At 71.0% G+C, this 26969-nt stretch carries 21 protein-coding genes; 13 read left to right on the forward strand and 8 right to left on the reverse strand.

Going from position 1 to position 26969, the window contains the following annotated elements:
• Positions 1–13 precede the first annotated feature (13 nt).
• Positions 14–1369, reverse strand: coding sequence for a glycosyltransferase family 4 protein (locus ACVFYP_RS02260; RefSeq protein ID WP_499198496.1), 1356 nt, complete (start codon positions 1367–1369; stop codon positions 14–16).
• A gap of 193 nt (positions 1370–1562) precedes the next feature.
• Here ACVFYP_RS02260 and ACVFYP_RS02265 point away from each other — a divergent pair, with 193 nt between their 5' ends.
• Together ACVFYP_RS02265 and ACVFYP_RS02270 are read left to right on the forward strand one after the other, a co-directional pair.
• Positions 1563–3029 carry a mannose-1-phosphate guanylyltransferase/mannose-6-phosphate isomerase gene (locus ACVFYP_RS02265; RefSeq protein ID WP_499198497.1) on the forward strand — a complete coding sequence of 489 codons (1467 nt, stop codon included), beginning with the start codon at positions 1563–1565 and terminating at the stop codon, positions 3027–3029.
• A 96-nt stretch (positions 3030–3125) separates the two neighbouring features.
• Positions 3126–5288 carry a glycosyltransferase gene (locus ACVFYP_RS02270; protein ID WP_499198498.1) on the forward strand — a complete coding sequence of 721 codons (2163 nt, stop codon included), beginning with the start codon at positions 3126–3128 and terminating at the stop codon, positions 5286–5288.
• A gap of 160 nt (positions 5289–5448) precedes the next feature.
• Here ACVFYP_RS02270 and ACVFYP_RS02275 read toward each other — a convergent pair whose 3' ends face one another.
• Positions 5449–6339, reverse strand: a complete 891-nt coding sequence (locus ACVFYP_RS02275; protein WP_499198499.1) for a LysR substrate-binding domain-containing protein — start codon at positions 6337–6339, stop codon at positions 5449–5451.
• A gap of 102 nt (positions 6340–6441) precedes the next feature.
• On the opposite strand from ACVFYP_RS02275, the gene ACVFYP_RS02280 reads away from it, so the two are divergent.
• From ACVFYP_RS02280 to ACVFYP_RS02300, 5 genes are all read left to right on the forward strand, one after another.
• Positions 6442–6708, forward strand: a complete 267-nt coding sequence (locus ACVFYP_RS02280; protein WP_499198500.1) for a hypothetical protein — start codon at positions 6442–6444, stop codon at positions 6706–6708.
• Between the two features lie 61 nt (positions 6709–6769).
• Complete coding sequence (locus tag ACVFYP_RS02285; protein WP_499198501.1) at positions 6770–7585, forward strand: ImuA family protein; 816 nt, start codon at positions 6770–6772, stop codon at positions 7583–7585.
• A complete protein-coding gene (locus ACVFYP_RS02290) occupies positions 7582–9087 on the forward strand; it encodes a Y-family DNA polymerase (protein WP_499198502.1) in 1506 nt (501 codons plus the stop codon). Before ACVFYP_RS02285 ends, ACVFYP_RS02290 begins: the two co-directional genes overlap by 4 nt.
• On the forward strand, positions 9084–12365 hold the full coding sequence (locus tag ACVFYP_RS02295) for an error-prone DNA polymerase (protein ID WP_499198503.1): 3282 nt from the start codon (positions 9084–9086) through the stop codon (positions 12363–12365). Before ACVFYP_RS02290 ends, ACVFYP_RS02295 begins: the two co-directional genes overlap by 4 nt.
• Positions 12366–12584: 219 nt before the next feature.
• The gene (locus tag ACVFYP_RS02300) at positions 12585–14867 is read left to right on the forward strand and encodes a TonB-dependent hemoglobin/transferrin/lactoferrin family receptor (protein ID WP_499198504.1); all 2283 of its coding nucleotides are present in this window, start codon (positions 12585–12587) and stop codon (positions 14865–14867) included.
• Positions 14868–14906: 39 nt separating this feature from the next.
• Here ACVFYP_RS02300 and ACVFYP_RS02305 read toward each other — a convergent pair whose 3' ends face one another.
• A complete protein-coding gene (locus ACVFYP_RS02305) occupies positions 14907–16706 on the reverse strand; it encodes an extracellular solute-binding protein (RefSeq protein WP_499198505.1) in 1800 nt (599 codons plus the stop codon).
• A 36-nt stretch (positions 16707–16742) separates the two neighbouring features.
• Between ACVFYP_RS02305 and ACVFYP_RS02310 the strand changes: the two genes are divergently transcribed.
• The 6 genes from ACVFYP_RS02310 to ACVFYP_RS02335 are packed head-to-tail and all read left to right on the forward strand — an operon-like array spanning position 16743 to position 23751.
• On the forward strand, positions 16743–17831 hold the full coding sequence (locus ACVFYP_RS02310) for an ABC transporter permease subunit (protein ID WP_499198506.1): 1089 nt from the start codon (positions 16743–16745) through the stop codon (positions 17829–17831).
• Positions 17815–20334 carry an ATP-binding cassette domain-containing protein gene (locus ACVFYP_RS02315; RefSeq protein WP_499198507.1) on the forward strand — a complete coding sequence of 840 codons (2520 nt, stop codon included), beginning with the start codon at positions 17815–17817 and terminating at the stop codon, positions 20332–20334. Before ACVFYP_RS02310 ends, ACVFYP_RS02315 begins: the two co-directional genes overlap by 17 nt.
• Complete coding sequence (locus tag ACVFYP_RS02320; RefSeq protein ID WP_499198508.1) at positions 20331–21065, forward strand: hypothetical protein; 735 nt, start codon at positions 20331–20333, stop codon at positions 21063–21065. Before ACVFYP_RS02315 ends, ACVFYP_RS02320 begins: the two co-directional genes overlap by 4 nt.
• A 6-nt stretch (positions 21066–21071) precedes the next feature.
• Complete coding sequence (locus tag ACVFYP_RS02325) at positions 21072–21785, forward strand: phytanoyl-CoA dioxygenase family protein (protein ID WP_499198509.1); 714 nt, start codon at positions 21072–21074, stop codon at positions 21783–21785.
• Positions 21785–22645 carry a tellurite resistance TerB family protein gene (locus tag ACVFYP_RS02330; protein ID WP_499198510.1) on the forward strand — a complete coding sequence of 287 codons (861 nt, stop codon included), beginning with the start codon at positions 21785–21787 and terminating at the stop codon, positions 22643–22645. The genes ACVFYP_RS02325 and ACVFYP_RS02330 overlap by 1 nt, the downstream gene beginning before the upstream one ends.
• Before the next feature lie 32 nt (positions 22646–22677).
• Positions 22678–23751 (forward strand): mandelate racemase/muconate lactonizing enzyme family protein, encoded by a 1074-nt coding sequence (locus tag ACVFYP_RS02335; RefSeq protein ID WP_499198511.1) that lies wholly within the window; start codon positions 22678–22680, stop codon positions 23749–23751.
• Here the strand turns inward: ACVFYP_RS02335 and ACVFYP_RS02340 are convergent, their stop codons facing one another.
• The 5 genes from ACVFYP_RS02340 to phnC all read right to left on the reverse strand — a co-directional run bounded on the left by ACVFYP_RS02340 (position 23752) and on the right by phnC (position 26946).
• The gene (locus ACVFYP_RS02340) at positions 23752–24201 is read right to left on the reverse strand and encodes a PIN domain-containing protein (protein ID WP_499198512.1); all 450 of its coding nucleotides are present in this window, start codon (positions 24199–24201) and stop codon (positions 23752–23754) included.
• Entirely contained in the window at positions 24198–24437 is a 240-nt protein-coding gene (locus tag ACVFYP_RS02345) for a type II toxin-antitoxin system Phd/YefM family antitoxin (RefSeq protein ID WP_499198513.1), read from the reverse strand. The genes ACVFYP_RS02340 and ACVFYP_RS02345 overlap by 4 nt, the downstream gene beginning before the upstream one ends.
• 75 nt (positions 24438–24512) lie before the next feature.
• Entirely contained in the window at positions 24513–25331 is an 819-nt protein-coding gene (gene phnE, locus ACVFYP_RS02350) for a phosphonate ABC transporter, permease protein PhnE (protein WP_499198514.1), read from the reverse strand.
• Positions 25331–26149, reverse strand: coding sequence for a phosphonate ABC transporter, permease protein PhnE (phnE, locus tag ACVFYP_RS02355; protein ID WP_499198515.1), 819 nt, complete (start codon positions 26147–26149; stop codon positions 25331–25333). The genes phnE (ACVFYP_RS02350) and phnE (ACVFYP_RS02355) overlap by 1 nt, the downstream gene beginning before the upstream one ends.
• Entirely contained in the window at positions 26146–26946 is an 801-nt protein-coding gene (gene phnC, locus ACVFYP_RS02360; RefSeq protein WP_499198516.1) for a phosphonate ABC transporter ATP-binding protein, read from the reverse strand. Before phnC ends, phnE (ACVFYP_RS02355) begins: the two co-directional genes overlap by 4 nt.
• Positions 26947–26969 lie beyond the last annotated feature (23 nt).

A 26969-nucleotide genomic window follows, 5' to 3' on the forward strand; every position in this document is an offset into this window, starting at 1 on the left:
GCCTGACGGCACGTCACCCGTTCAGCGTGATACCGATCCGGCCATACATCTCCACCAGCCGGCGGTCGTAATGCGCGGCGTCGAACAGCGCCGCCTGTTGCGGTCCGCGGGCCGACAATTCGGCGCGCAGATTGGCATCCGCGTCCAGCGCCTGGATCGCCTCCGCCATCGCCCTGGTGTCATAGGGGTCGACGGTCAAGGCGGCGTCGCCCACCACCTCCGGCAGGGAGGACGTGTTGCTGGTCATCACCGGGGTGCCGAGCAGCATCGCCTCCAGCGCCGGCAGGCCGAAACCCTCGTAGAGTGAGGGGAACAGCATCGCCTTCGCGCCGCGGATCAGGCTGATCAGCAGGCGGAAGGGGGCGTAGTCCAGCAGGATCACGCGGTCGCGCAGCTTGCGGGTCAGGGCCTGGACGCCATCGAAGGGGCCGGGATCGGCCATGATCCGCTGGTCGTCCTCATAGATCAGGCCGAGTTCCTGGCGCATCTGCCAGGCCTGCTTGCCGCAGATCACCAGCGGGGCGGTGCTGCCGGAGGCGAGATAGGCCTCGATCAGCCGGCCGACATTCTTCTTCGGCTCGATGGCGCCGAAGAACAGCCAGTAATTGCCCCATTCCAGGCCGAAGGCGCCCTCCACCTCGCCACGCGCCAGGTTTTCCGGCTTGCGGGCCAGGCGTTCCGGGATTTCGACGCATTGATAGGTGTTGGAGATCTTCTCCGCCGGCACGCCCAGCAGGTTGATGATGTCCCGCTTCGAGGCCTCGCTGACCGTCACGATGTGGTCGGCCGTCGCGGCGATGGCGCGGCAGGTGCCCAGGTAGCGACGCTTCACGTCCAGCGTCGCATAGGGCATGCGCAGCGGCACCAGGTCGTGGATGGTGTAGATGTTCTTGGCACCCTCCACCCGCAGCGGCAGCGGATAGGTCCAGTGCATCACATCCTGCCGGTCCGGCAGCCGCACCTTGCCCATGCTGTTCTTGGCGCCGAAGCTCTGCACCGCGGCGCGGAACAGCTCCGGGATGTTCCAGGCGGTGTCGGCATAGGGCAGGCGGGCTTCCAGCCCCTTGCGGATGACGGCCTCCGTCAGCTGGACGCGCTTCGCCTCCTCCCCCATCGACAGCTTCAGGCCGTGGATGAAATCGTCGATCGCCCGCTTCAGCCAATGCGGCGGCTTCGGCCGGGCATCGTACAGCGTGACTTCCCGCAGCAGCTGGTCATTGCCGGTGGAGCCGCGCTGGCCATACAGGACGCCGACCTCGGCCCCCATGGCGCCCAGGCGCTGCGACAGGTTGCGGGCGTAGGTCGCCACCCCGGTGCCCTGGTCCAGCGCCAGATTGTAGCCGTCGATCGCGATGCGGGGCTTCGCCAACGGTCGTCCTTTCCTGTTCGGGTCCTGTCGGGGCCGCAACCGATCCCGGCCTCGTTAAGCGGGGGGCGGTGGGTGACGTCAACCTTGGGGGCCTGGGGGGCGACACCGGATGACACGGTTCGACCTTACCCTTGCCTTTCTTTTTCCCAACCCCTGCGACATACCAAGCCCCATGCCCGAAGGTGAGTCCCCGATGCCTCAAGACGCCGTGCCCGCCATGGAGCTTCTGTCCATGGAGGCCCAGACCGGGTTGATCGTCCCTGTCATCCTGTGCGGCGGCACCGGCAGCCGGCTCTGGCCGCTGTCGCGGGAGGGGTATCCGAAGCAGTTCTGGCCGCTGCTCTCGGCCGGCACCATGCTGCAGGAAACCGCCGCCCGCGCCCGCGGCCCCGGCTTCGCCGCTCCCGTGGTGGTGTGCGGGGAGGCGCATCGCTTCCTGGTCGCCGAACAGCTGCGCGAGGCGGGGATCGAGGAGGCGCGCATCGTCCTGGAGCCGGAGGCGCGCAACAGCGCCGCCGCCATCGCTGCCGCCGCCGTATTGATCGGGGAGGAGACGCCCGGCGCCACGCTGTGGATCATGGCCGCCGATGCGGCGATCCAGGACGTGCCGGCGCTGCGCCGCGCGCTGGTCGTGGCCGCCGCCGCCGCCACCGCCGGCCGCATCGCGACCTTCGGCATCCGCCCCACCATCGCCGAGACCGGCTACGGCTATATCGAGGCTGGCGCGCCGCTGCCCGGCGTGGACGGCGCGCAGCAGATCGCCCGCTTCGTCGAGAAGCCGGATGCCGCCACCGCGCAGCGCTTCCTGGAAGGCGGCCGCCATCTGTGGAACAGCGGCATGTTCGTGGCCAGCACCGCGACGCTGCTGGCCGAACTCGCCGCCCATGCGCCGGATGTGCTGGAGGCCGCCCGGGGGGCGGTGGCGGCAGCGGCGCGGGATCTGGGCTTCGTCCGCCTCGGCCCGAGCTTCGCCACCGCCCCTTCCGTTTCCATCGACACCTCGGTGATGGAGCGCACGCAGCTCGCCGCCGTGGTGCCCTGCGAGCCGGGTTGGTCGGATGTCGGCAGCTGGTCCTCGCTCTGGGACATCGCGCCCAAGGATGCGGAGGGCAATGCCACCATCGGCCCGACCTCGCTGCTCGGCGCCCGGCGCTGCTTCGTGCGGTCGGAAGGCATCCTGACGGCGGTGGTCGGGCTGGATGACGTGGTCCTGGTGGTGACGGATGACGCGGTGCTGGCCTGCCACCGCGACCGTGCCCAGGACGTGAAGAAGATGGTGGAGCAGCTGAAGGCCGCCGGGCGGAAGGAGGCGACGGAACACCGCCGCGTCTACCGCCCCTGGGGGTCCTATGAGGGTGTGGCTCTGGGCACCCGCTTCCAGGTGAAGAAGATCACCGTGCGGCCGGGCGGCAAGCTGAGCCTGCAGAAGCACTACCACCGGGCGGAGCATTGGGTGGTGGTGGCCGGCACCGCGATCGTCGAGCGCGACGGGGAGCGTATCCTGCTGCGGGAGAATGAGAGCGTCTACCTGCCGCTGGGCTGCGTCCACCGGATGGAGAATCCGGGGATGATCCCGCTGACGCTGATCGAGGTGCAGTCCGGCTCCTACCTCGGCGAGGACGACATCGTGCGGCTTGAGGACAATTACGGCCGGGCCTGAACGGTCGGACGGGCGGCGGCCCTGATGCCGCTGCCCGAGACGCCGCACATGCGCTAGACCATGAGCCAGTCACACGACGGGGCGGGATCTTCAGGCATGGACGGTGTGCGGCGGAGCGAGGGTGCGGGCGTGCTGGGGGAGGCGGATCGCCGGCGCGATGCGCGCGACTGGCGCGGCGCCGCCGAGGGCTACGCCGCCTGGCTGGCGCAGCACCCCGAGGATTGGGGCATCTGGATCCAGCACGGCCATTGCGTGAAGGAACAGGGCGATGCGCTGGGCGCCGTCGCCTCCTACCGCCAGGCGGAGCGGGGCCTGCCGCGGGACGCCGACCTTCAGATCCAGATCGGCCATGCGCTGAAGCGCGCCGGCGACCGCGCCGGGGCGCGCGCCGCCTATGCCCGTGCCCTGGACCTGGCGCCGGAGAATGACCTGGCCTGGCGGGAAGTGGCGACGCTGCTGGCCGAGGGTGGCCTGGGCGAGGCGGCGGCGGAGGCCGGCGGGCTGACCCTGCTCGGCGATTTCGCCGTGGTCTTCGACCTGTCCGACCTGCTGTCCTGGTTCGGCGGCCATCGCGCCCCCACCGGCATCCAGCGCGTGCAGATGGAAATCGTCGGCCCGGCACTGCGCCCGGATGTCGCCGCCACCACCGTGCTGCTGGCGGTCTTCGATGCCGAGGCAGGGTGCTGGCGCGGCCTGCCACGCGAGATCTTCCTCCGCCTCGCCTCCCTGGCCCGGGCCGGCGCCGATGCGATGGACCCGTCCTGGCGGGAGGCGGTGACCCTGGCGCGGGAAGCGGTGGCGGCGGCCCCGGAGCTGGTCTTTCCGCAGGGCGCCTGGCTGGTCAATCTCGGCTCCTCCTGGTGGTTGGCCGATTATCACCTGGCGCTGCGGGCGGTGAAGGCGCGGCATGGCGTGCGCTATGCCGCGCTGGTGCATGATTGCGGGCCGCTGCTGGTGCCGGAACACAATGCACCGGGGATGGTGGCGGAATTCGCCCGCTGGTTCGCCGGCCTCGGCGCCCATGCCGACCTGGTGCTGACCGTCTCCGACTCCACCCGGCGGGATCTGGAGGCGTTGCGGGACAGGCTGCTGCCCGGCCTGCCCCGGCCGCCGGCCGAGGTGCTGCGCCTGGATGCCCAGCCGGTGCGGGTGCCCCCCGCGGCACGGCTTCATCCGGGCGTCGCCGCTCTGGCCGGGCGGCCCTATGTGCTGTTCGTCGGCACGCTGGAATCCCGCAAGAACCACCTGTTCGTGCTGAATGCCTGGCTGGCGCTGATCCGCCGGCACGGCCCCGGCACCCTGCCGCTACTGGTGCTGGTGGGCCGCCCTGGCTACCTCTCCGACCCCACGCTCGCCCTGCTGCGCAATGCGCCCGCCCTGCGGGACGGCGTGCGGCTGCTGTCGGATGTGCCGGATTCGGCGCTGGGCGGGCTGTATGAGGGCGCGCTGTTCACCCTGTACAACTCCTTCCATGAGGGCTGGGGCCTGCCGGTGACGGAGGCGCTGTCGCATGGCAAGGCGACGCTGGCGCCCGACCATAGCGGGCTGAAGGAGGCCGGGCTGGGCCTCGCCCTGCATTTCCGCCACCAGAGCGAGCCGGATTTCCTGGATGCGGTGGAACGGCTGATCTTCGATGCCGGCTTCCGCCAGGCGGAGGAGGCGAAGGTCAAGGCCGGGCTGAAGCTGCGCGCCTGGCAGCAGGTGACGGATGACCTTCTGGGCCGCCTGATCGCAGCGCCGCCGGCGGAGGCCCGGGTGGCGCTGACCGCCCCGCTCGGCGCGGTGCACCGCCTGGCGGAGATCGCGGCGCCGCTGCCCGAACCGGCCATGGCCCTCGCCGATCTGCTGCGGGATGGGGAGGGTTGGCACCAGGCCGAGGCCTGGGGCTGCTGGACCCGCCCCGGCCGCGCTTTGCTGCGCCTGCCGCTGGGCGCGGCCGTCCCCGGCACGCTGCGGCTGCATCTGATGCTGCAGGCGCCCGCCACCGACCAGCGCGTCACCCTGGCCACGCCGGGGGCGGAGCCGCTGGTGATGGAGCTTCGGGCCGGCGCGCGCGCCGTCGCCGCGTTGGAACTCGCCGCCCCCGGCCCGGTGCTGGAGATCGCCATCGAGGCGGAGCCGGCGCCGGAGAGCGAAGCTGCCGAGGCCCGGCAGGTGGGAATCGGCGTGATCTCCGCCATGGCCTGCGCGGCGGAGGATCTGGGCGCGCGCCTCGCTTATCTGGAGCGGCAGCGCTTCGTCTGGCCGGAGCCGGTCTGATACCAAGTCCCATTGATCGGGACCTGCGCCCGACGAAGGTGGGCGAGCGGCCGATTGGCCGCCGCGCCAAGTGGCGCGTAGCCAAGCGCGCGGAGGCGCGCGCCGGCGATTGAGGCGGTGATCGGTTACGATCACCGGGATTTGGTCTAATACGGGCGAGTCAGGCCGGCTCGCCCTTCTCCAACTCCTCCCGCAGCCAGTCGACCAGCTTGCGCAGCGCGGGGCGGGAGCGGGGGCTGCGGCTTTCGATCGCGACCATGCCGCCAGGGAAGCGCAACGGCGGGGCAACCAGGCGCAGGCGCCCGGCCGCGAGATGGTCCTCCACCAGGCGGGTCTCCACCAGCGCGATGCCGAGGCCGGACAGGCAGGCCTCGATGCAGTGGTGCAGATGCGGGAAGCGCATGTCGCGCTGGGTCCGCAGCGCCAGGCCGGATTGCTGGGCGAAGGCGGCCCAGCCGCTTTCCATGGTCTCGGCCACTAGGCGGGTTTCCGCTTCCAGCAGCGTGGCGCTGTGCCGCACCGGCAGGTCTGGCGCGGCGATGACGCCGAGCCGCGCCTCGGCCAGCGGATGCACATGCCGCCCCTTCGGCGCGGGGTAGCCCAGCCGGTCCCAACTCGTCGCCACGTCGAAATCCCGCGCATCCTGATAGGAATGCCGGACCATGACGAGTGAGACGCTGATCGTGGGGTGGCGGGCGTAGAAGCGCGGCAGGCGGGGCACCAGCCAGCGCGCGGCGAAGGTGGAGCCGCAGGCCAGCCGCACTTCGGCATCATGTCCGGGTGGCGCCAGCCGCGCCGCCGCACCCTCCAGCGTCGCGAAGGCCTGGGTCACGGCGGCGAAGAGCGTGGCACCGGCCGCGGTGGGGCGCAGCGCGCCCGGCCGACGTTCCAGCAGCGGCAGATGCAGCGCCTCCTCCAATTGCCGGATCTGGCGGCTGACGGCGCCATGCGTCCGCCCCAGCTCCTCCGCCGCGCGGGTCATGGAGCCCAGACGCAGCGTCGCCTCGAAGGAGGGAAGCGGGCCGAGCGGGGGCAGGGAGCGGCGGGTCATGGCTGCCGATGGCTGTGAGAAATACTCACAGCAGCCTGCGTCGAAGTCGGATGCGCGGCAAGGGCGGATCGGGCATTTGCGGGGCGCAGATGGAGCGCCGCGATGCCCACCTCCCGAATGTCCCACAGCGCGCAGATCCTGATGTTCCGCCCGGCCCGGCATCGTCCGGCCCGTCAGGTGGGGAATGTCACGAGGCCGGATTTCGAGGGGCGGGGCCATACCGCGCTGCGCCTGTGGTGGCTGCGAATCCGTTGGCGGGGGCGTCTGCGGGCGGAGCTGGGGCGGGAGCCGGCGGAGGTGCTGGCGGATTTCGGCACCACGTCCGCGGCGCTGCGCAGCTATCTGGCGCGGCCTTTCTGGCGGGCGTGAGGGAGGGGTGCGGTCCGAGTAGTTCTTGATTTGTTCCGATGCCTCGGCCACTCTCGCCCCCATGCCGCGGACCAGCCCCCCCACCGTGCCCACCCCCGATGCCCCGCCGGAGATCGACCAGTCCGAGATCGACCGGCCGGGTCTCGATCAGCCGGGCATCGACCAGCAGACCCTGCTGGCGGCGCTGCGCGCGCGGGTCGCCCGGATGGAAGGGGCGGGGCGGGACAGCCATGGCGCGGCCCCCATCCCGGTCTGCGACGATATCGGCCTGCCCGGTGGTGGCCTGGCCCGCGCGGCGCTGCATGAGGTGCTGGCCGCCGAGCCCGGCTGCGGCGCGGCCTTCGCCGCCGTGCTGCTGGGCCGCGCCGGCGGCACCGTGTTGTGGATCGGCGCCGGGGCGGATGCGCTGACCGCCTGGCCCCCCGGCCTGGCGCGATTCGGCCTGCTGCCGGCCAATCTGATCCTGCTGCGCGCCGCTCATTGGACCGACGCGCTCTGGGCGATGGAGGAGGCACTGCGCTGCCCGGCGGTGGCCGGGGTGCTGCTGGCGCCGGATTGGGGCGGCGATCCGGCGGCCCAGGCGCTGGACCTCACCGCCAGCCGCCGCCTGCAACTCGCGGCCGAATCGGGTGGCGGCATCGGCCTGCTGCTGCGGCCGGACATGGCGGAGCCGCCGCCCAGCGTGGCCGCCAGCCGCTGGCGCATCGCGGCCCAGAATGCGGCGGGCGCCGGGCAGGGCATGGGCGATCCCTGCTGGCGGCTGGAATTGCTGCGGCTGCGCGGCGGCCGGCCGGGCGGCCCCTGGACCGTCACCTGGCGTGCCGCCGCCGGCCGGATCGACCGGGAATCCGAGACGCTGGAAGCCGAATCGGCATGAGCCCGCCGCGTCGCTACCTGGCGCTGCATCTGCCCGCCTTCGCGACGGACCGGCTGCGCCGCGCGGAGCCCGACCTGCCGCGCCTGCCGCTGGCCGTCTGGACCAGCCATGGGCCGCGCCGCCTGCTCTCCGCCGTGGATGGCCTGGCCTGGGCGGCCGGGCTGCGTCCTGGCCAGGCGCTGGCCGATGCCCAGGCCATCGCCCCCGAATTGCTGCTGCGCCCCGCCGATGCGGAGGGTGATCTGCGCCTGCTGCAGGGCCTCGCGCTCTGGGCCCGGCGCTACACGCCGCTGGCTGCGCTGGATGCGCCGGATGGGCTGCTGCTCGACATCACCGGCTGCGACCATCTGTGGGGCGGGGAGGCGGCCTTGCTGGCAGAGGCGCAGGGCCGGCTGCGGCAGGCCGGATTCGCGGTGCGGGGCGCGGTGGCCGGCGCCGCCGCCACCGCCGGCGCCCTGGCCCGCACGCATGGGGATGGTCCGGTGGCGCCCAGCGGAGCGGAGGCTGAATGGGTGGGGCCATTGTCCATCGCCCCGGCGCTGCGGCTGGACCCGGCGATGCTGGAACAGCTGGGGGGGCTGGGGCTGGTACGTGTGGTGGATCTGCTGCGCCTGCCGCGCCCTGGCCTGGCTCGGCGCTTCGGGACGGATCTGCTGGATCGGCTGGATGCGCTCACCGGACGGCGGCATGCCCCGCTGCGCCCGGTGCTGTCGCCGCCCGATCTGAGCGCGGCGCGGGACCTGCTGGAGCCGATCATCACCCGCACTGCCATCGATGCCCTGCTCGACCGCTTGCTGGAACAGCTTTGCGCGAAATTGCGGGTGGCGGGGCGGGGCGCGCGGCAGGTGGCGCTGCTGGCCTGGCGGGTGGATGGCGCGGTGCAGGAGGTGGCGATCGGCACCGGCACCGCGGTGCGCGCCCCGGCCCATCTGCGCCACCTGTTCCGGGACCGGCTGGAACGGCTGGAACCGGGCCTGGGCTTCGAGCGCATGGCGCTGGAGGCACGGGTGACGGAGCCGATGACCGGCGGGCTGCAATCCGCCTTGGCCATCGGCGGCCGCCGGGACGAGGCGGCGGCCCAGCTTTTGGCGCAATTGCTGGACCGGCTGCGCCAGCGGGTGAAGGTGCGGCGCCTGGCACCGCGCGAGGGGCACTGGCCGGAGCGCAGCGTGATGGCGCTGTCCCCGCTGGCCGCGATGCCCGACATGCCGCCGGGCTGGGTTCGGCCCGACGCGCCGGTGCTGCTGCTGCGCCGGCCGCAGCCGGTGGAGGTGGTGGCGCCGCTGCCGGATGGCCCACCGGCGCTGCTGCGCTGGCATGGTCGCGCCCATCGCGTTTTGCGGGCGGAGGGGCCAAGGCGGCTGGAGCCGGAATGGTGGCGTGGCCCGGGGGTGGCGCGCGACTACCACCAGGTGGCGCTGGCCAGCGGCGCCCGGCTCTGGCTGTTCCGCGCCGGCCCGCCGGAGGCTTCGCGCTGGATGCTGCACGGGCATCTCCCGTGACCGGCTATGCGGAGTTGGCGGCGCGGTCGAATTTTTCCTTCCTCGACGGCGCCTCCCACCCGCAGGAGCTGGTGGAGCGGGCGGCGGAGCTGGGCCTCGCCGGCATCGGCATTTGCGACACCAATTCCCTGGCCGGCGTGGTGCGCGGCCATGTCGCGGCCAAGGCGCAGGGGCTGCCCTTCCGTGTCGGCTGCCGGCTGCTTCTGGAGGATGACAGCGAATTCCTGGCCTGGCCGACGGACCGCGCCGGCTATGGCCGCCTGACCCGGCTGCTATCGGAAGCACGCATGGCCGCGCCGAAGGATGCGGGCCGGATCAGCCGCGCCGCGATGCGCCAGGCCGCCACCGGCTGGGTGCTGGCCGCCATCCCGCCGGTGGAGCCCGACGCCGCCTTCGCCGCCAGCCTGCGGGTGGAGGCGGCGGCGCTGCGCGGAAGGCTGGCCCTGCCGCTGCTGCTGGCGGCCGCCTGCACCTATCGCGGCGATGACCAGGCGCGGCTGGATCGCCTGGCGGCTATCGGCCCGGGCCTGCTCGCCACCGGCGATGTGCGCTACCACGATCCCGCGCGCCGGCGGCTGGCCGATGTGCTGAGCGCGATCCGGCTCGGCCGGCCCGTACAGGCGCTGGGCGCCGCGGCGGAGCCGAATGCCGAGCGCCATCTGAAACCCCCCGCCGAAGTCGCGCGGCTCTTCGCGCGTCATCCCCAGGCGCTGTCGAACACGCTGGAGGTGCTGCACGCCACCGCCGGCTTCTCGCTCGACCAGCTGCGCTACGAATATCCCGACGAAATCCTGGAGGAAGGCCGCACCCCGCAGCAGACGCTGGAATCGCGGGTCGCCGCCGCGATGGAAACGCGCTGGCCGGATGGTGTGCCGGATCATGTCCGCATCCGCATCACGGAGGAGCTGCGTCTGATCGAACAGCTCGGCTACGCGCCCTATTTCCTGACGGTGCATGAGATCGTGCGCTTCGCGCGGGCGCAGACCCCGCCGATCCTGTGCCAGGGCCGCGGCTCTGCGGCGAATTCGGCGGTGTGCTACGCGCTGGGCGTCACCGCCGTCGATCCGGCGGAGCATGACCTGCTGTTCGAGCGCTTCATCTCCGCCAGCCGGGGCGAGCCGCCGGATATCGACATCGACTTCGAGCATGAGCGGCGGGAGGAGGTGATCCAGCACCTCTATCAGCGCTATGGCCGCGACCGCGCGGCGATCTGCGCCACCATCATCCGCTACCGCGCCCGCAGCGCGATCCGCGAGGTGGGCAAGGCGCTGGGCCTGACCGAGGACGTCACCGCCCGCCTCGCCAAGGCGAGCTGGGGTCCGGGGCGGGAGCGTGAATTGCCGGATCTGGCGGCGGAGGAAGGGCTGGATGCGCGCGATCCGCATCTCGCTATGGCGATGGAGCTGGCGGAGGAGTTGATTGATTTTCCGCGCCACGCGGCGACCCATGTCGGCGGCTTCGTCATCACCCGCGGGCCGCTGGTGGAGCTGGCGGTGGTTGGCCAGGCGGCGATGCAGGACCGCACCGTGCTGGAATGGGACAAGGACGATGTGGAGGCGCTGGGCATCCTGAAGGTGGATGTGCTGGGGCTCGGCATGCTGTCCTGCCTGCGCCGCGGCTTCGACCTGCTGCGCGGCCATGCGCGCCTTGATCTGGATCTCGCCAAGCTGCCGCGCGAATGCCCCGATACCTACGAGATGCTGCGCCACGCCGACACGGTCGGCGTCTTCCAGGTGGAAAGCCGGGCGCAGATGAACATGCTGCCGCGGCTGCGCCCGGAAAAATTCTACGACCTGGTCATCGAGGTCGCCATCGTCCGCCCCGGCCCGATCGCCGGCGACATGGTGCATCCCTATCTGCGCCGCCGCTCCGGCGAGGAGAAGCCGGAATATCCCGCACCCACGGGCGGCGATCCGGAAGAGCTGAAGCAGGTTCTCCACAAGACGCTGGGCGTGCCGCTGTTCCAGGAACAGGCGATGCGCATCGCCATGGTCGCCGCCGGCTTCTCGGCGGATGAAGCCGACCAGTTGCGCCGCGCCATGGCGACCTTCAAGGCGCATGGGCAGGTGGAGAAATACCGCGACAAGCTGGTCTCCGGCATGGTCCGGCGCGGCTATGAGCGCGATTTCGCCGAGCGCGTCTACAAGCAGATCGAGGGTTTCGGCAGCTACGGCTTTCCCGAAAGCCACGCCGCCAGCTTCGCTTTGCTGGTCTATGCCTCCGCCTGGATGAAGTGCCACCACCCGGCGGTCTTCGCCTGCGCGCTGCTGAACAGCCAGCCGATGGGTTTCTACGCGCCGGCGCAGATCGTGCGGGATGCGCGGGAGCATCACGTCATCATCCTGCCCATCGACGTCAATGCCAGCGCCTGGGACTGCACGCTGGAACCGCGCGCGGACAGCGCCAAGGGCCTGGCGCTGCGGCTCGGCCTGCGGATGGTGACGGGCCTGGCCGGGACGGATGCGGAGGCCATCCTGGCGGTGCGGGATGCCCATAACGGCGCGCCCTTCGCCTCGGTGGAGGAGGTGGCGCTGCGGGCCGGGGTGGAACGTCGCGCGCTGGATGCACTGGCCGCGGCGGATGCCTTCGCCGGATTCGGCGTGGCGCGGCGGCCGGCGGCCTGGGCGGCGCGGGGCGTGGCCGGCGGGCCGCAGGCGCTGCCCCTGTTCGCCGCCGCGCGCGACCCGCTGGCGGAGGAAGCCCCGCTGATGCCTGAAGCGCCGGTGGAGCTCCGCCCCCCTTCGGAGGGGGAGGAGGTGGTGGCGGATTACCGCGCCACCGGGCTGACGCTCGGGCGGCATCCGCTGGCGCTGCTGCGGCCGGAATTGCGGGCGCTGGGCCATGCCGATACGCGCCAATTGCTGACGGCGCGGCCCGGTTCCCTGCTGCGCATCGGCGGGCTGGTGCTGATGCGCCAGCGCCCGGGCTCGGCCAAGGGAGTGATCTTCATCACCATCGAGGATGAGCACGGCGTGGCGAACCTGGTCGTCTTCACCGATGTGGCCGCCCGCCACCGCGCCGCCCTGGTCAAGGCCCGGCTGCTGATCGCGGAAGGGCGGGTGGAGCGGGTGGTGGAGCATGCGGAGGTGCCGATCACCCATCTCATCATTCGCCGGCTGACGGACCGTTCGGACCTGCTGGACGGGCTGTTGCGGGCGCCGGCGGGGGATGCCGCCTGGGCGGAACGCAATCTGAGCCGCTCCGATGAGGTCCGGCACCCGGAATCGGCCGGCCGACGGCCGAAGGCGCAACTGCCGGGAAGCCGGGATTTCCGCTGAAGCTTCGGAATATCAGCACATTCCATCCCGTCCTTGCCGGCGTTCCTGACGCCAGGCGCCTGCCGGCATGCCCGGGGGTTGGGCGGCATATGCGCAACAGTCCCATTGGAAAGTCCGAGTGACGCGCTCAGGCTGCGTTGACATTGATAATGATTCGCATTTGCATCCGGCCTCTTTCAGGAGGGGGTAGTTCCGATGTCGTTTCCACAGGCCTTGCCCATGCACCGACGGCGCCACTGGCGCGCTGTGCTGCTGGCCACCGTCGCCGTCTTTGCCGTCAGCCCCGCTTTCACGCAGGAGAGCACCGTCCCCGCCGATCCGGTGGAAGGGGAGGTGCGGCTGCCGGCGCTGACGCTGCTGCCGCCGGTCAACACCACGGGCCTGCGCAATGAGCGCCGGCTGATGGACACGCCCGCCACGGTCGATGTCATCTCCGGCGCCGAGCTGGACCGGCAGATGGCGCGCAATGCGGAAGACGTGTTCCGCTACACGCCCGGCGTCACGGTGAACCGCCAGACCACCGGCACCGATCCCTTCGGCAGCCTGGGCGGCATCACCGTGCGCGGCGTCGGCGGCAATCGCGTGCTGACCGTGGTGGACGGCTTCCGCACCATCGAGCGCATCACCGACAATACCCGCGACGTGGTCGATCCCTGGAACATGAGTCGCGTCGAGGTGGTGCGCGGCCCGGGCTCGGTGCTCTATGGCTCGGATGCGCTGGGCGGCGTGGTGAACTACATCACCCGCAATCCGTCGGACTATATCCAGCCCGGTCAGACCTGGGGCGGCGAGGCGAGCACCAGCTTCTCCTCCCTCGACAGCAGCCTGCAAAGCCGCGCCACGGTGGCGGCGCGGGCCGATGAGTGGTCGGCCATGTTCTCCTATCAGCGGCGCGACGCCAGCGAGCCGCAGCGCAACAATTCCCGCTCGCCCGACGGCATCTGGAACTGCACGCGCAACACCGCCGCCGGCGCGCTGCCCTGCAACCGGCTGAACCCGACCGACATCGCCTCCGACAACTATTTCGCCCGCGTGGTCTGGGACCCGCTGCCGAATTTCCGCATGCGCGTCACCGCCGATGTGATGCAGCGCGCGACGGATGTGGACCAGCGCTACGATCTCGGCCCGGCCACGGGTGGCATCACCAACCTCGACTACCAGCGCCGCCAGGCGATCGATCGCGGCCTGTTCTCCACCGATGCGGAATGGCGCCCCGATTATGGCTGGCTCGATTCCGTGCGGGTGATGGCCGGCTACCAGCCGCAGGAGATCGAGCGTACCGGCACGCGCCTGCGCCAACTTGCCAATGGCCAGCGCACCAGCACCTTCGATCGGACCACCTATTCCGAGAATGTGCTGCAGGGCGAATTGCAGCTCAGCTCCAGCCTCAATGTGATCGGCACGCGCCACGTCTTCACCTATGGCGTCTCCGCCAGCACGACGGAGACGGATTATGAGCGGGAGGACATCGCCACCAACCTGAACACCGGCGTCCGAACGGTGACCAGGGCTGGTGGCTTCAACTTCGCCAATGCCGATACGCGCCGGCTCGATGGCTTCGTGCAGGACGAGATCACGCTGTTCGGTGGCCGGCTGACCCTGGTGCCGGGTATGCGCTATTCCACCACGCGCATCAGCCCGCGGCCGGATGGAGACTACAAGCCGGTGGCCGGCGCGGAGCCGCGCACGCAGGACGACAGCAACCTCTCCCTCGCACTCGGCGCCATCTGGCGGCTGGATGAGATCTTCTCGCTCTACGCGAATTACGGCGAGGGTTTCAAGCAGCCGACGGCGGAGCAGCTCTATACCTCACTGCCCAGCACCACCTTCAACCTGGTGCCGAACCCCAGCCTGCGGCCGGAGGAAGTGCGCAGTGTCGAGGGTGGCATCCGTGTGCAGCTTCCGAATGCCTATGCCAGCCTCGGTGTCTTCCGCGCCGACTACACGGACTTCATCCAGAGCTTCGTCAGCATCCCTGGCACGGCCGACCTGACATACCAGAACCTCAGCGAGGTGACGGTGCAGGGTGTCGAGTTCAGCGGCGCCTGGCGCTTTGCGCGCGACTGGACGCTGAATGGCGCGGCGTCCTGGCAGGAAGGCACGCAGCGCGCCACGCCGACGTCGGCCCGCACTGCCTTCGACGGTGCGCGGCCGTTGATGGCGACGGCGGGCGTCACCTATGAGAACCGCGACCTGCGCACCAGCGTGACGCTGAACGGCACCTACGGCGCCGAGGTGACGGATGTCAGCTCCTCGCAGATCTACATGCCGAAGTCCTACCAGGTCTTCGACATGCTGGCCTCCTGGCGGCCGCTGCGGAATGTCGAGTTGAACGGTGGCATCTTCAATCTGCTCGACACGCGCTACATGCCGCTGGCGCCCGGCGGCACCACCTATACCCGCTCCGAATTCGCCAGCGACGCCACCAAGGCGACGAACCCGATCGAGCTCCAGGTGGCCCCCGGCCGCACCTTCCGGGTTGGCGCGCGCGTCACCTTCTGACGTGACCGGCCGGCGCCGTGACTCGGCGCCGGCATTCCTTCAATCGCGGCACCACCAGGCATCGTCGCCATAGCCGTAGCGCGGCGGCTGTGGCGGCGCGGTGAAGCGGGCGGAAACCGCCAGGCGCCGCATCGGATTGTAGTAGGACGGCACCACCAGCCATTGCCATTGCAGCGCCCGGTCCAGCACCCGTGCCGTGGTGCGCAAGGTGGCGCGGTCCGGCGCCGCCACCAGCAGGTCCAGTAGCGCATCCAACGCCGGCTCCGCGATACCGCTGAGATTGCCGCTGCCCGGCCGCGCCGCGGCTTCGGACGACCACAGGTTGCGCTGCTCCGCCCCCGGCCATTCGGGCGGGATGGTGAAGCGGAAGGCGAGGTCGAAGTCATGGGCGCGCGTGCGCTGGGCGAAGGTGGAGGCATCCACCACTTCGAAGCGCGGCGCGATGCCGATGCGCCGCAGCGCGCGGAACCAGACGGTGATCAGCGCCTGCTGCGCATTGCTCTGCGCCAGGACCGACAGGTTGAAGGGCTCCCCGGTTTCCTTATGGACCAGCCTGCCGTCATCCTCCCGCGGTGCCCAGCCGGCGGCGTCGAGCAAGGTGAGGGCGCGTTCCAGCATGGCGCGGTCACGTCCGCTGCCATCGCTGCGCGGCGGCTGCCAGGCGCGGTCGAAAGCCTCGGCGGGGAACAGCCCCGGAAACTCCGCCATCAGCGCGCGCTCCGCCGCATCGGGCGGCTCCTGCGCGGCGAGGTCGGAATTCGCGAAATAGCTGCCGGTACGCCGGAAACTTCCGTGGAACAGCGTCGCATTCGCCCATTCGAAGTCGAGCAGCGTGGTCAGCGCCTCCCGCACCCGCGCATCGGCGAATTTCGCGCGGCGCAGGTTGAAGCCAAAACCGTTCATGCCGGTGATGTACCAGTGCGGCTGTTCCACACGCCGGATGCGTCCCTGCCGCACCGCCGGCGTGTCATAGCCCAGCGCCCAGCGGCGGGTATCGGCATCGACCATCCAATCGGCATTGCCGGCGAGCAGGGATTCGAAGGCGGCGATGGGATCGCGGTGATAGCTCACCTCGATCCGGTCGAAATTCCAGCGGCCGCGCGCGGTCGGCAGGTCGCGCGCCCACCAGTCGCGATTGCGCTCGAAGACCACGCGGCGGCCAGGTTCCACCTCCGTCACGCGATAGGGGCCGCTGCCGAGCGGCGCATCCATGGTCAGCGCGCCGAATTCGCGCCCTTGCCAATCATGGCGCGGCAGGATCTGCACGGTGCCGAGGCGCAGCACGGTGCTGGCCGGGTCCCCGGGCGGCAGGCGGAAACGCACCACGCGCGGTGATTCGGCCACCGGATCGGCATGCTCGAACAGCCGGCGGAACTGCGGCCGTCCCTCCCGCCCCAGAAGCTGCGCGGTGAAGACCACATCCTCTGCCGTGATCGGGCTGCCATCGGTGAAGCGCGCCTCGGGCCGCAGAGTGAAGCGCACCAGCCGTGCTTCGGCGTCGATTTCAAAACTCTCGGCAAGGTGGCCATAGGCGGCCTGGGCCTCGTCCGGATTTTCCATCAGCAGGGAATCGAAGGACCAGCCCCACACCCCCATCACGAAGCGGCCGCGCAGCGTGAAGGGGTTCAGCGTGTCGAAGGTGCCGGGCTGCACCATGCGCAGCGTGCAGCCCTTCGGCGCATCCGGATCCACATGCGGGAAATGGGTGAAGTCGGGGGGCAGGGCAGGTGCGGCATGCGCGGCCACGGCGTCGTGGCGCGGCATCGGCTGGGCCTGCGGGGCGGCCATGCCGAGAAACAGGGGCAGGGCGCCAAAGGCGTATATGCAATTGCGAGTCATTTGCATATATCAGAGCCAACGCCACGCCAGGGCAAGATGCATCTGCACCGCTACATCCTCCGCCGCCTGCTTCTCGTGCCGCCGACGCTGCTGGCGATCGTGGGACTGAACTTCCTGGTGGCCCAGCTCGCACCAGGCGGGCCGGTGGAGCATCTGATCGCGACGCTGGGCGGCGATGTGCAGGATGCGGCGGAGCGTGTGCTGGGCGCCCAGGCCTTCGACGAGGCGCCGGAGCCGTCGCTGCGTTATCGCGGCAGCGAGGGCATGGACCCGCGCCTGGTGGCGGAGATCGAGCGGCAATTCGGCTTCGACAAGCCGCCGCTGGAGCGCTTCTGGCTGTTGCTGCAACGGCTGGTGCGTTTCGACCTGGGGCGGTCCCTGTTCCTCGACCGGCCGGTGGTGACGCTGCTGTGGGAAAGGCTGCCGGTCACCGCATCCCTCGGTGCCTGGTCGATGCTGTTCACCTATCTCATCGCCGTGCCGCTGGGCATCGCGCTGGCGGTGCGGCGGGGCAGCCGCTTCGACCGCATGGCGACCGCCATCACCGTCGGGCTGCATGCGGTGCCGGCCATGGTGGTCGCCGTGGTGCTGCTGGTGGTCTTCGCCGGCGGGCGCTTCTGGCAGTGGTTCCCGGCCGGCGGGCTGCTTTCCGCCGATGCCGCCAACATGTCCTGGCCGCGGCTGGTGCTGGACTGGCTGTGGCATCTGGTGCTGCCGGTCTCGGCCATGGTGATCGCCGGCTACTCCTCCCTCGCGCTGATGACCCGCAATCTGTTCCTGGAGGAGCTGGGCAAGACCTATGTCCTGCTCGCCCAGGCCAAGGGGCTGGCGCCGCGCCGCGTGCTGTTCGGCCATGTCTTCCGCAACGCCATGCTGGTGATCGCCGCCGGCCTGCCCGCCGCGCTGCTGCTGGAACTGTCGAGCGGGGCGGTGCTGATCGAGGCGCTGTTCGGCCTGCAGGGCCTCGGCCTGCTCGGCATCGATGCGGCGCTCAGCCGGGATTTCCCGGTGATTTTCGGGACGCTTTGGCTGTTCACGCTGCTGGGGCTGCTGATGCACCTCGCTTCGGACCTGCTTTATGTCGCGATCGACCCGCGCATCGGCTTCGATGGCCGCCGCAACTAGGCCGCGCCCCGTCTGGCGCAGCCTCCAGGCGCTGCTGCTCGGGCTGGTGGCGCTGCTGGTGTTGCCGGCGGAATTCGTCGCCAATGACCGGCCGGTGCTGCTGGTGCTGGACGGCGCCATCTCCTCCCCCGCCTTGCAGCGGCCGACCGAGCGCGCCCTGGGCGGCAGCCTGCCAATCCCGGCGGATTTTCACGACCCGGCGGTGCAGGCGCTGCTCAATGCGCGGGGAGCTGCTCAGATCTGGCCGCCGATCCGCTTTGCGCCGGATACGGTGGCGCCTGGCGTGCCACAGGCCGCGCCCGCCCCGCCCTCTCGCCAGCACTGGCTGGGCACGGATGACCAGTCGCGGGATGTGCTGGCGAGGCTGATCTGGGGGCTGCGGCTGTCGCTCGGCTTCGGCGTGGTGGTCACCGCGCTGAGCGTGGTCATCGGCCTGACGCTGGGGGCCATCCAGGGCTATTTCGCCGGCGCCACCGACCTGGTGCTGCAACGGCTGATCGAGATCTGGGGCGGCGTGCCGCTGCTGTTCCTGCTGATGATGCTGGCCAGCGCCATCGCGCCGAATCTCTGGGTGCTGGCGGCGGTGCTGTCGCTGTTCATGTGGATGGGCATCGCCCGGCTGACCCGTGCCGAATTCCTGCGCCTGCGCGGGCAGGATTTTGTGCGCGCGGCGGTGGCCATGGGGGCGGCGCCTCCGCGCATCATCTTCCACCACATCCTGCCCAATGCCCTGGCGCCGACCCTGTCCGTCGCGCCCTTTCTGATGGCCGGGGCGATGACCCTGCTGGCGGGGCTAGACCTTTTGGGCTTGGGCATGCCGCCGGGTACGCCGTCGCTGGGCGAGCTGCTGGCGCAGGCGCGCAACAACCTGCAAGCACCCTGGCTGGCGGCGGCGGCGGTGGGCACGCTGGGCGGCATGCTGCTGCTGGTGACGCTGGTCGGCCAGAAGCTGCGCGATGCGATGGACCCGCGCCTCGCCCCGGCACGACGCCTTGTGCAACGCCGCCCCGCACCCGCTGGCGACGCGCTGCTGCAAATCCGCGGGCTGGAGCTGGATTTCGGCGCGACCCAGGCGCTGCGCGGCGTGAACCTGACCATCGAGGCCGGGCAGGCCCTGGCGCTGCTGGGCGAAAGCGGCTCCGGCAAGACCGTCACCGGGCTGGCCATCGCCGGGCTGGTGCCGCCGCAGGCGACGCGGCTGGCGGGCAGCATCCGCCTGGCCGGGCAGCAGCTTCTGGGCCTGGCGGAGCCGGCGCGGCGGGTGGTGCTGCGGGACCGTATCGGGCTGGTCTTCCAGGAACCCGGCGCCGCCTTCAACCCGCTGCAACCCGTGCTGCGCCAGGTGGCGGAAGCCGCCGCCACCGCCGGCCTGTCGGCCCGGGCGGCGCGCGACCGGGCGGCGGAGCTGCTGCGCATGGTGGGATTACCGGACGCGGTGATGCGGCCGCGCGCCTTGCCGCACCAATTCTCCGGTGGGCAGTTGCAGCGCGCCGTCATCGCCATGGCCATCGCCCGCGAACCGCTGCTGCTGATCGCCGACGAGCCCACAGCCTCTCTCGACGCGGCGCTGCGCGGGGCGCTGCTGGAATTGCTGGATGGGCTGCGCCGGCGGCTCGGCATGGCGCTGCTGCTGATCACCCATGACATCGACGCGGCGCGCGCCGTGGCGGACCGGGTCGCGGTGATGGCGGGTGGGCGCATCCTGGCCGATCTTCCGGTGGCGGAGCTGGATGCGGCGCGGGAACCGGCGCTGCGGCGCCTGCTGCACCCCCAGGCCGCGCCACCGCGCAGCCCGCCGCCGGCCGGGCGTCCGCTGCTCGCCGCGACCGGCATCGGCCTGCATTACGGCGCCGCGCGGGTGCTGGATGGGGTGGATCTGACGCTGCATGCGGGGCGGACCCTGGCGGTCACCGGCCCCTCCGGCTGCGGCAAGACCTCGCTGGCGCTGGCGCTGCTGCGGCTGGTGGCCGCGGAGGGTGAGGTGCGGCTGGATGGCCAGCCCCTGCCGCCCGGGCGCGGCTGGCGGCGGCGGGTGCAGGTGGTGTTTCAGAACCCGGCCGGCAGCCTGTCCCCGCGCATGACCCTCGGCGCCATCCTGGACGAGCCGCTGCGGCTGCATCTGCCCCACCTATCCCCCCGTCTGCGGGCGCCGCGGGTGAGGGCGGCGCTGGTGGAGGTCGGGCTGGACCCGGCCCTGGCCGCCCGCAAGCCCGCGGCGCTGTCCGGCGGCCAGCGCCAGCGCGTCGCCATCGCCCGCGCCCTGATCGCCGGGCCGGATGTGCTGATCCTGGACGAGCCGACCAGCGCGCTCGATCGCAGCGTGGAGGCGGAGGTGCTGGCCCTGATCGCCCGGCTGCAATCCGCGCGAGGTTTCGCCTGCCTGCTGGTGACCCACGACCCGCGCGTGGTCGCCGCCTTGGCGGATGAGGAATTGCGCCTGGCCGCCGGCCGCATCGCCGGCTTCCGGGTGCTGCACCGCCCAATACTGGAGACGACCCCATGAGCGAGACCACCCCCGACACCCTGCCGAAACGCTTCCTGCTGGAGGGCAGCGTGGCGGAGCTGGCGGCCCTGCTGCCGGCGATCGGCCGCGCCATGGTCGGCATCAGCGGCGGCGGCACCACGCATGAGCGCATCGGCGTGATCACGGCCGCGCCTTGCACGGCGGAAACGCTGCGCATCGAGGGTGAGCAGCATGATGCGGAACTGGCGCTGGCCCGCGTGGTGCGCGTGATCGGCGACCGCAGCAGCACCATGCGCGGCAAATCCTATCCGCGTTTCGAATTCAAGGATGCGGCGGATGTGACGCTGCTGTCGGTCACCGCGATGGACGGCGCCGAGCTCTACGACGAAGCCGTGCGCGCCTATATCGGCGCGGTGCTGGAGTCGCCGCCGCGCCCCGACCTGCCGCCCACGGACCAGCAGCCCGAGGCCGATGCCGGCAATGCGGCGCTGGAGGCACTGCGCGACAGCGGCGGCGAGGTGGAGATCCGCTTCGGTGAGGCCGGCGCCAGCCAGGCCTGGCGCGGCCAAGTGGAGGAGGTGAAGGGCGTGATGGGCTACGCCAATATCATCCACCCGAACTTCCACCTGCATCTGCGCGGCGGTTCTGTCACAGGTTTTCGCCGGACGGAGGTCGGGCTGGTGGCGCTGGATGCGCAGGGGGCGGAGACCGGGCTGGTGCTGCGGCCGCTGGATGCGGCGGCGGAAGCGGCCCTGGCCAGCTTTGGCTGAGGGGTGATGCTGCGGCGGTTCCTGCGGGACGGTTTCGCGGTGCTGCCCGGGCCGCCCGCGGTCTTGCAGGACCGGCTGCGGGCGCTGCTCGGAAGGTTGGACCGGCGCGCGCTGACCCCAGCGGAGCGCGGCCGCTGCGTGATGGAATCCGCCCTGCGCGAAGGTCAGCGCGGCACGGTGCTGCCGGAGGGTCGGGACGCCATCTTCATCCTCGGCGAGCCGGGCCGGCTGCACCCGGCCTTCTCGGCGGCGGTGTCGCATCCACGTGTCGTTACCGCCGTGTCCCGGGCCCTGGGCTCCACCAAGCTGGTCTTCCACTTCGCCAATGTCACCACCAAGGCGGCCGGGTTCGGCAGCGGCATCGCCTGGCACCGGGACGCCACCAACCGCTACATGCCGAGCCGGCGCGGCGCCTTCCTGCGGGCGATGCTCTGCCTCGACGGCATGCGCCCGGCCAATGGCGGCACCGCCTTCCAACCCGGTTCGCATCGCGGCGCCACCCGGCCGGCCGTGGTGCCACGGGTACCCAAGGGGGCGTTGGTGCTGATCCATGCCCGGGTGCTGCATGGCGGCGCGCCCAACCGCTCCGCCGCCGCGCGGCGCAACCTGATCGTGCAATGGGGGCGGCGGGACGATCCGCTGGCTCTGCGCAACCGGGAAAGTCAGACCGGACGGCCGCCTGCGCGGCTGACACGGCCGGGGCGCTGGCTGACGGGATGATGACCGGCGGGCGTCTTGCAGCCCGCATCGCCCATCGCAACATCCGGGGCATGATCGACCCCAAGGCTCTCCTCGACCGTTTCCTCGGCACCGGCAGCGGTGGCCAATCCACCTCGCCCTGGGGTGCCCAGCCGGGCGCCCAGCCGCCCGCGGCGCCCCCCTCCGGCCAGGCCCCCTCCGCCTGGACCTCCCCCGGCAGCGCCGGCGGTGGGCTGGCCGATGCGGCGCGGCAGATGCTCAACCGCTCCGGCGGCATGGGCGGTTTCGCCGGCGGCGCCGCGGCGGGCGGCCTGGCCGGGCTGCTGCTGGGCGGCAAGGGTTTTCGGCGCGGCGGCGGGCTGCTGAGCCATGGCGGCGCGGCGGTGCTCGGCGCGCTGGCGCATCGCGCCTGGCAGAACTGGCAGGCCGGCCAGGCCCCCGCCACCGCACCACCCGCCACGGCGCAGGACGCCGCATCCGTGGAACCCCGCTTCCTGCCCGGCGCCACCCCGGCGGCGAATGGCGAGGCCTTCGAACTCGCTTTGATCCGCGCCATGATCGGCGCCGCCCGCGCCGATGGGCATATCGACGCGGAGGAGCGTGCGCGCATCTTCGCCCAGGTGGAAAAGGCCGGGCTGGACCCGGAGGCCAAGGCCTTCGTCTTCGACGCCATCGACCAGGGCGTCGGCGTGACGGAGGTGGCCGCGGCCGCGCAGGGGCCGGAACAGGCCAGCGAAATCTACCTGGTCTCGCGCCTCGCCGTGGACCCGGACCATCCGGCGGAGCGCGCCTATCTCCAGGCGCTGGCGCACCGGCTGCAACTGCCGCCCGACCTGGTGGCGCATCTGGACCGGCAGGCGGAGGCCATTCCCGCCGCATAGGCGGGGCGGAGTTCGGCTGGCATGATGCCGGCATGAAGATCGCGCGCATCACCACCCATCTGCACCGCAGCCCCTTCACCTATGGGGCTGGCGCCCAGACCAGCGGCGGCAATCTGCGGCTGCGGGAGATCGAGACGCTGCTGGTGCGCGTCGAGACCGAGGACGGGCTGCATGGCTGGGGGGAGGGGTTCGGCTTCTCCCTAGCCGGCACGACGCGGGATGCGGTGGATCGGCTGATCGCGCCGGCCTGTATTGGCCAGGATGCCAGCGACATCGCCGGCCTGGGCGCCATGCTGGCGCGCCGCTTCCACAATTACGGCCGCAACGGGCCGGTGAGCTTCGGCCTGGCCGCCATCGACATCGCGCTGTGGGATATCGCGGCCAAGGCGCGCGGCCTGCCTTTGCACGCGCTGCTTGGCGATGCGGCGCGGGCTTCCGTGCCGGCCTATGCCAGCCTGCTGCGCTACGGCGTGGCGGCGGATGTGGGGCGCAATGTGGCGGAGGCCGTGCGGCGCGGCTTTCGCCAGATCAAGCTGCATGAGGTGGACCTCGCTTGCATCCGCGCGGCGCGGGATGCGGCGCCGGCCGAGGTGCCGCTGATGCTCGACATCAACTGCGCCTTCGAGGAACCGACCGCCGCGCGCGATTTCTGCGCCGCGGTGCGCGGGATGAACATCGGCTGGGTCGAGGAGCCGGTCTGGCCGCCCGAGGATTTTGCCAGCCTCGCCACACTGCGGCGGGAGGCCGGCGTGCCGATTTCGGCGGGCGAGAATCTGGGCGGCGTGGCGGATTTCGCGCGGCTGTTCGCGGCGGGCGCGGTGGATGTGGCGCAGCCCAGCATCACCAAGCATGGCGGCGTCTCCGGCCTGCTGGCGGTGGCGGAGCTGGCGGCGAAGGCAGGGGTGACGGTGGTGCCGCATGCGCCCTATTTCGGGCCGGGGCTGCTGGCCACGCTGCATGTGCTGGCCGCCCTGCCGCAGGCCGCGCCGCTGGAATTCTATTTTGCCGATCTCGCTACGCCGCCCTATCCGGCGCTGATTCCGCAGGATGGGGTGGTGGCCGTGCCGCAGGGGGCGGGGTTGGGGCTGGAGCCTGAACTCGGATAGCTACGCCTCGAAGGGGTTGATGACCTCCATCCCCATGGGCACGAAGTCGCGGATGTTGCGCGTGGCCACCACCAACCCGCGCGCACGGGCGATACAGGCCACCGTCAGATCCGCGAAGCCGGGCGTCACCCCCTGCAGGCGAGCCGCGTGCTGGAGGTGTCGCGCCTGTAGCGCCGCCTCGGTGTCGAAGGGCAGCACGCGATCCGGATAACCTGTCAGCAGCGCGGCCAGCCATGCCGCCAGATCCTGGGCGTGCCGGCTGGCACCGCTCGCCTCCCGCTGGCCAATGCCGGCGGCGATCTCGGCTACGGCGGTGACGGGCAGAAACAGCTTCGACTGCTGGGCGATGATCCAGGCGCGGGCGGCGGCCTTCTCGGGTGGCAACACGTCGCGCCGGTCCGGTGCGGTCGCGGAGATCAGGTTGGTGTCGAGAAGGTAGCCCGCGGTCACAGCCCGGGATCGCGGGCCGGCGTGCTGTCGCGCGGGAGGTCGGCCTCTTCGGGGAAGGCAAGCAGCAACTCGGCCAGGCTCGGCCTGGCGCCACGGAGCCGCAGCCATTCGTCATAACCAAGGACCACGGCCACCGGCGCGCCGTGCCGCGTGACAACGGTGCCCTCGCCCTTGGCCGCCTGATCGACCACGGCCGAAAAGCCGGCCTTGGCATCGCGCAACTGGACCTCACGCATCGGCGCCGCTCCTGTGACCACAGTAGTCATATAGGAGGTTGGGGGCGCAGCGCCAGTCCCGGGCAGGATGGCCTGCTAGATCACCGCGTGCCGCACCCGCGCCGACAGCCATTCGCTGACCAGCACGGTGCCGAGGATCAGGATGAAGATCGTCGTCACCTGCGGCCAGGCCAGCACATTGATGCTCGCCTGCATCTGCATGCCAATGCCGCCCGCGCCGACCAGGCCCAGCACCGTCGCCTCCCGGATGTTGATGTCCCAGCGAAACACGCTGATGCCGGCGAAGGCGGGCATGATCTGCGGCACGATGGACCAGCCCAGCACCTGCGGCCGCGATGCGCCGGTGGCGGTCACCGCCTCCACCTGCGTGGTGTCGATTTCCTCGATCGCCTCGTATAGCAGCTTGGCGATGAAGCCGACGCTGCGCAGCGCGATCGCCATGATGCCGGCTAGGATGCCAGGGCCCAGGATGATCACCAGGATCAGCGCCCAGATCAGCGAATTGATCGAACGGCTGGCAACGATGATGAACAGCACCAGCGGCCGCACGAAGGCACGGCTTGGCGTGGTGTTGTGCGCGGCCAGGAAGGCCAGCGGCACGCCGATGACGATGGCGAGCGCGGTGCCGATGGTCGCCATGTTGATGGTGTCGAGCAGCGGCTTCCAGAGCTGGCTGGCATAGGACCAGCGCGGCGGGAACATGCGCGCGACCAGATCGGCGCCCTGCGTCGGCGCGTCCCAGACGAAGGCCCAGATGGTGCGGTCGGAGATGAACTGGAAGCACAGCACGGTCAGCGCCACCGCGCCGAACCAGCCGGCCCAGACCAGCAGATCGGCGCGCGGCGCGCGGCGCCGCCAATCCGGCGTGCCGTCCGCCCGGGTCAGGATGGCCATTACTGCACCTTCCGGCGGATGAAGCCGCTGGCATATTCGCAGGCCAGCACGATGACGATGATGACGATCAGCACCGCCGCCGCGGTGTCGAATTCATAGCGGTCGAAGCTGGTGTTCAGCGTGTCGCCGATGCCGCCGGCGCCGACCAGGCCGAGCACGGCGCTCTCCCGGAAATTGATATCCAGGCGATAGGCCGAAAGCCCTATCAGCCGCGGTCGCACCTGCGGCAGCACGCCCCAGGCCAGAAGCTGGAACCAGGATGATCCGGTGGCGCGCACCGCCTCCGCCTGGCTGGCCTCGATATCCTCGATATCCTCGGCGATCAGCTTGGCCATGAAGCCGATGGTGGCGAAGGCCAGGGTCAGCGTGCCGGCCAGCGGGCCGAAGCCCAGCATGGCGACGAAGACGATGGCGATGATGATTTCCTGGAAGGTGCGGCTGATGGCGATGATGCCGCGGCAGAACAGATAGATGGGCAGCGGCGCCAGATTGCGGCTGGCCCCCAGCGCCACCGGGATGGACAGGATGATGCCGATGCCGGTGGAGACCACCGTCATGGTCAGGCTCTCCAGCAGCCCTTCCAGGATGTCCTGTCGCTTGGTGACGAAATCGGGCGGGAAGAAGCCGCTGAGGAAACGCGCCGCGCGTTCCACCCCCTCCGCCGCGCGGGTCCAGTTGACCTCGACGGTGGTGAAGGCGAGCAGCGCATAGGCCAGCGCGCCGAGATAGACGGCGTAGCGAAGCCAAGGGGTCTCGATCAGCGGCGGCGGTCGCCAGGCGCGCGCGGCTGCAGCGGCGTCGAAATGTGTGGCGCTCATGCCACCACCTCGGCCGCTTCCTCCTCCTCCTCGGCCTTGCGGATGGTCTGCGACCAGTCTTCCTCGCCATAGATGGCGGTGAGCTGGTCGGCGCCGAGCTGGTCGGCGGCGCCGTCGAAAACGATGCGCCCGGCGCGCAACCCGACGATGCGCCGGGCGAATTGCTGCGCCAGCGCCACGTCATGGATGTTGATGATGGCGGCGAGACCGCGCTCCGCACAGAGCTCCACGATCAGGCGCATGATCTGCCGGCTGGTCTTGGGGTCGAGGCTGGCTGTGGGTTCATCCACCAGCAGCAGCTTGGGGTCCTGCATCAGCGCGCGGACGATGCCGACGCGCTGGCGCTGGCCACCCGAAAGCGCATCTGCGCGCTTGTCAGCCATATGCGCCAATCCGACGCGGTCCAGCAGCCGAAAGGCTTCCTCGACATCCTTGCGGGGAAAGCGGCGGAACCAAGACGCCCAGAAGCCGACATAGCCGAGCCGGCCCGACAGCACGTTCTCCATCACCGTCAGCCGTTCGACCAGCGCGTATTCCTGGAAGATCATCCCCATCCGCCGCCGCGCCCGGCGCAGCGCGCCGGAGCCGAGGCTGGTGAGTTCCACCCCGTCCAGCATCACCCGGCCGGAGGAAGGCTCCACCAGCCGGTTGACGCAGCGGATGAGGGTGGATTTGCCGGCGCCGGAAGGGCCGATCAGCGCCATCACCTGTCCCGCCGGGACCGCGAGATCGACCTTGTCGAGAGCAAGATCGCCGGTCGGGTAGCGCTTGGTCAGCCCTTCGATCGTCAGCAGCACCTTATGGTCGTCCTCGGTTCGTG

The sequence above is a fragment of the Roseomonas sp. F4 genome, assembly GCF_053891155.1.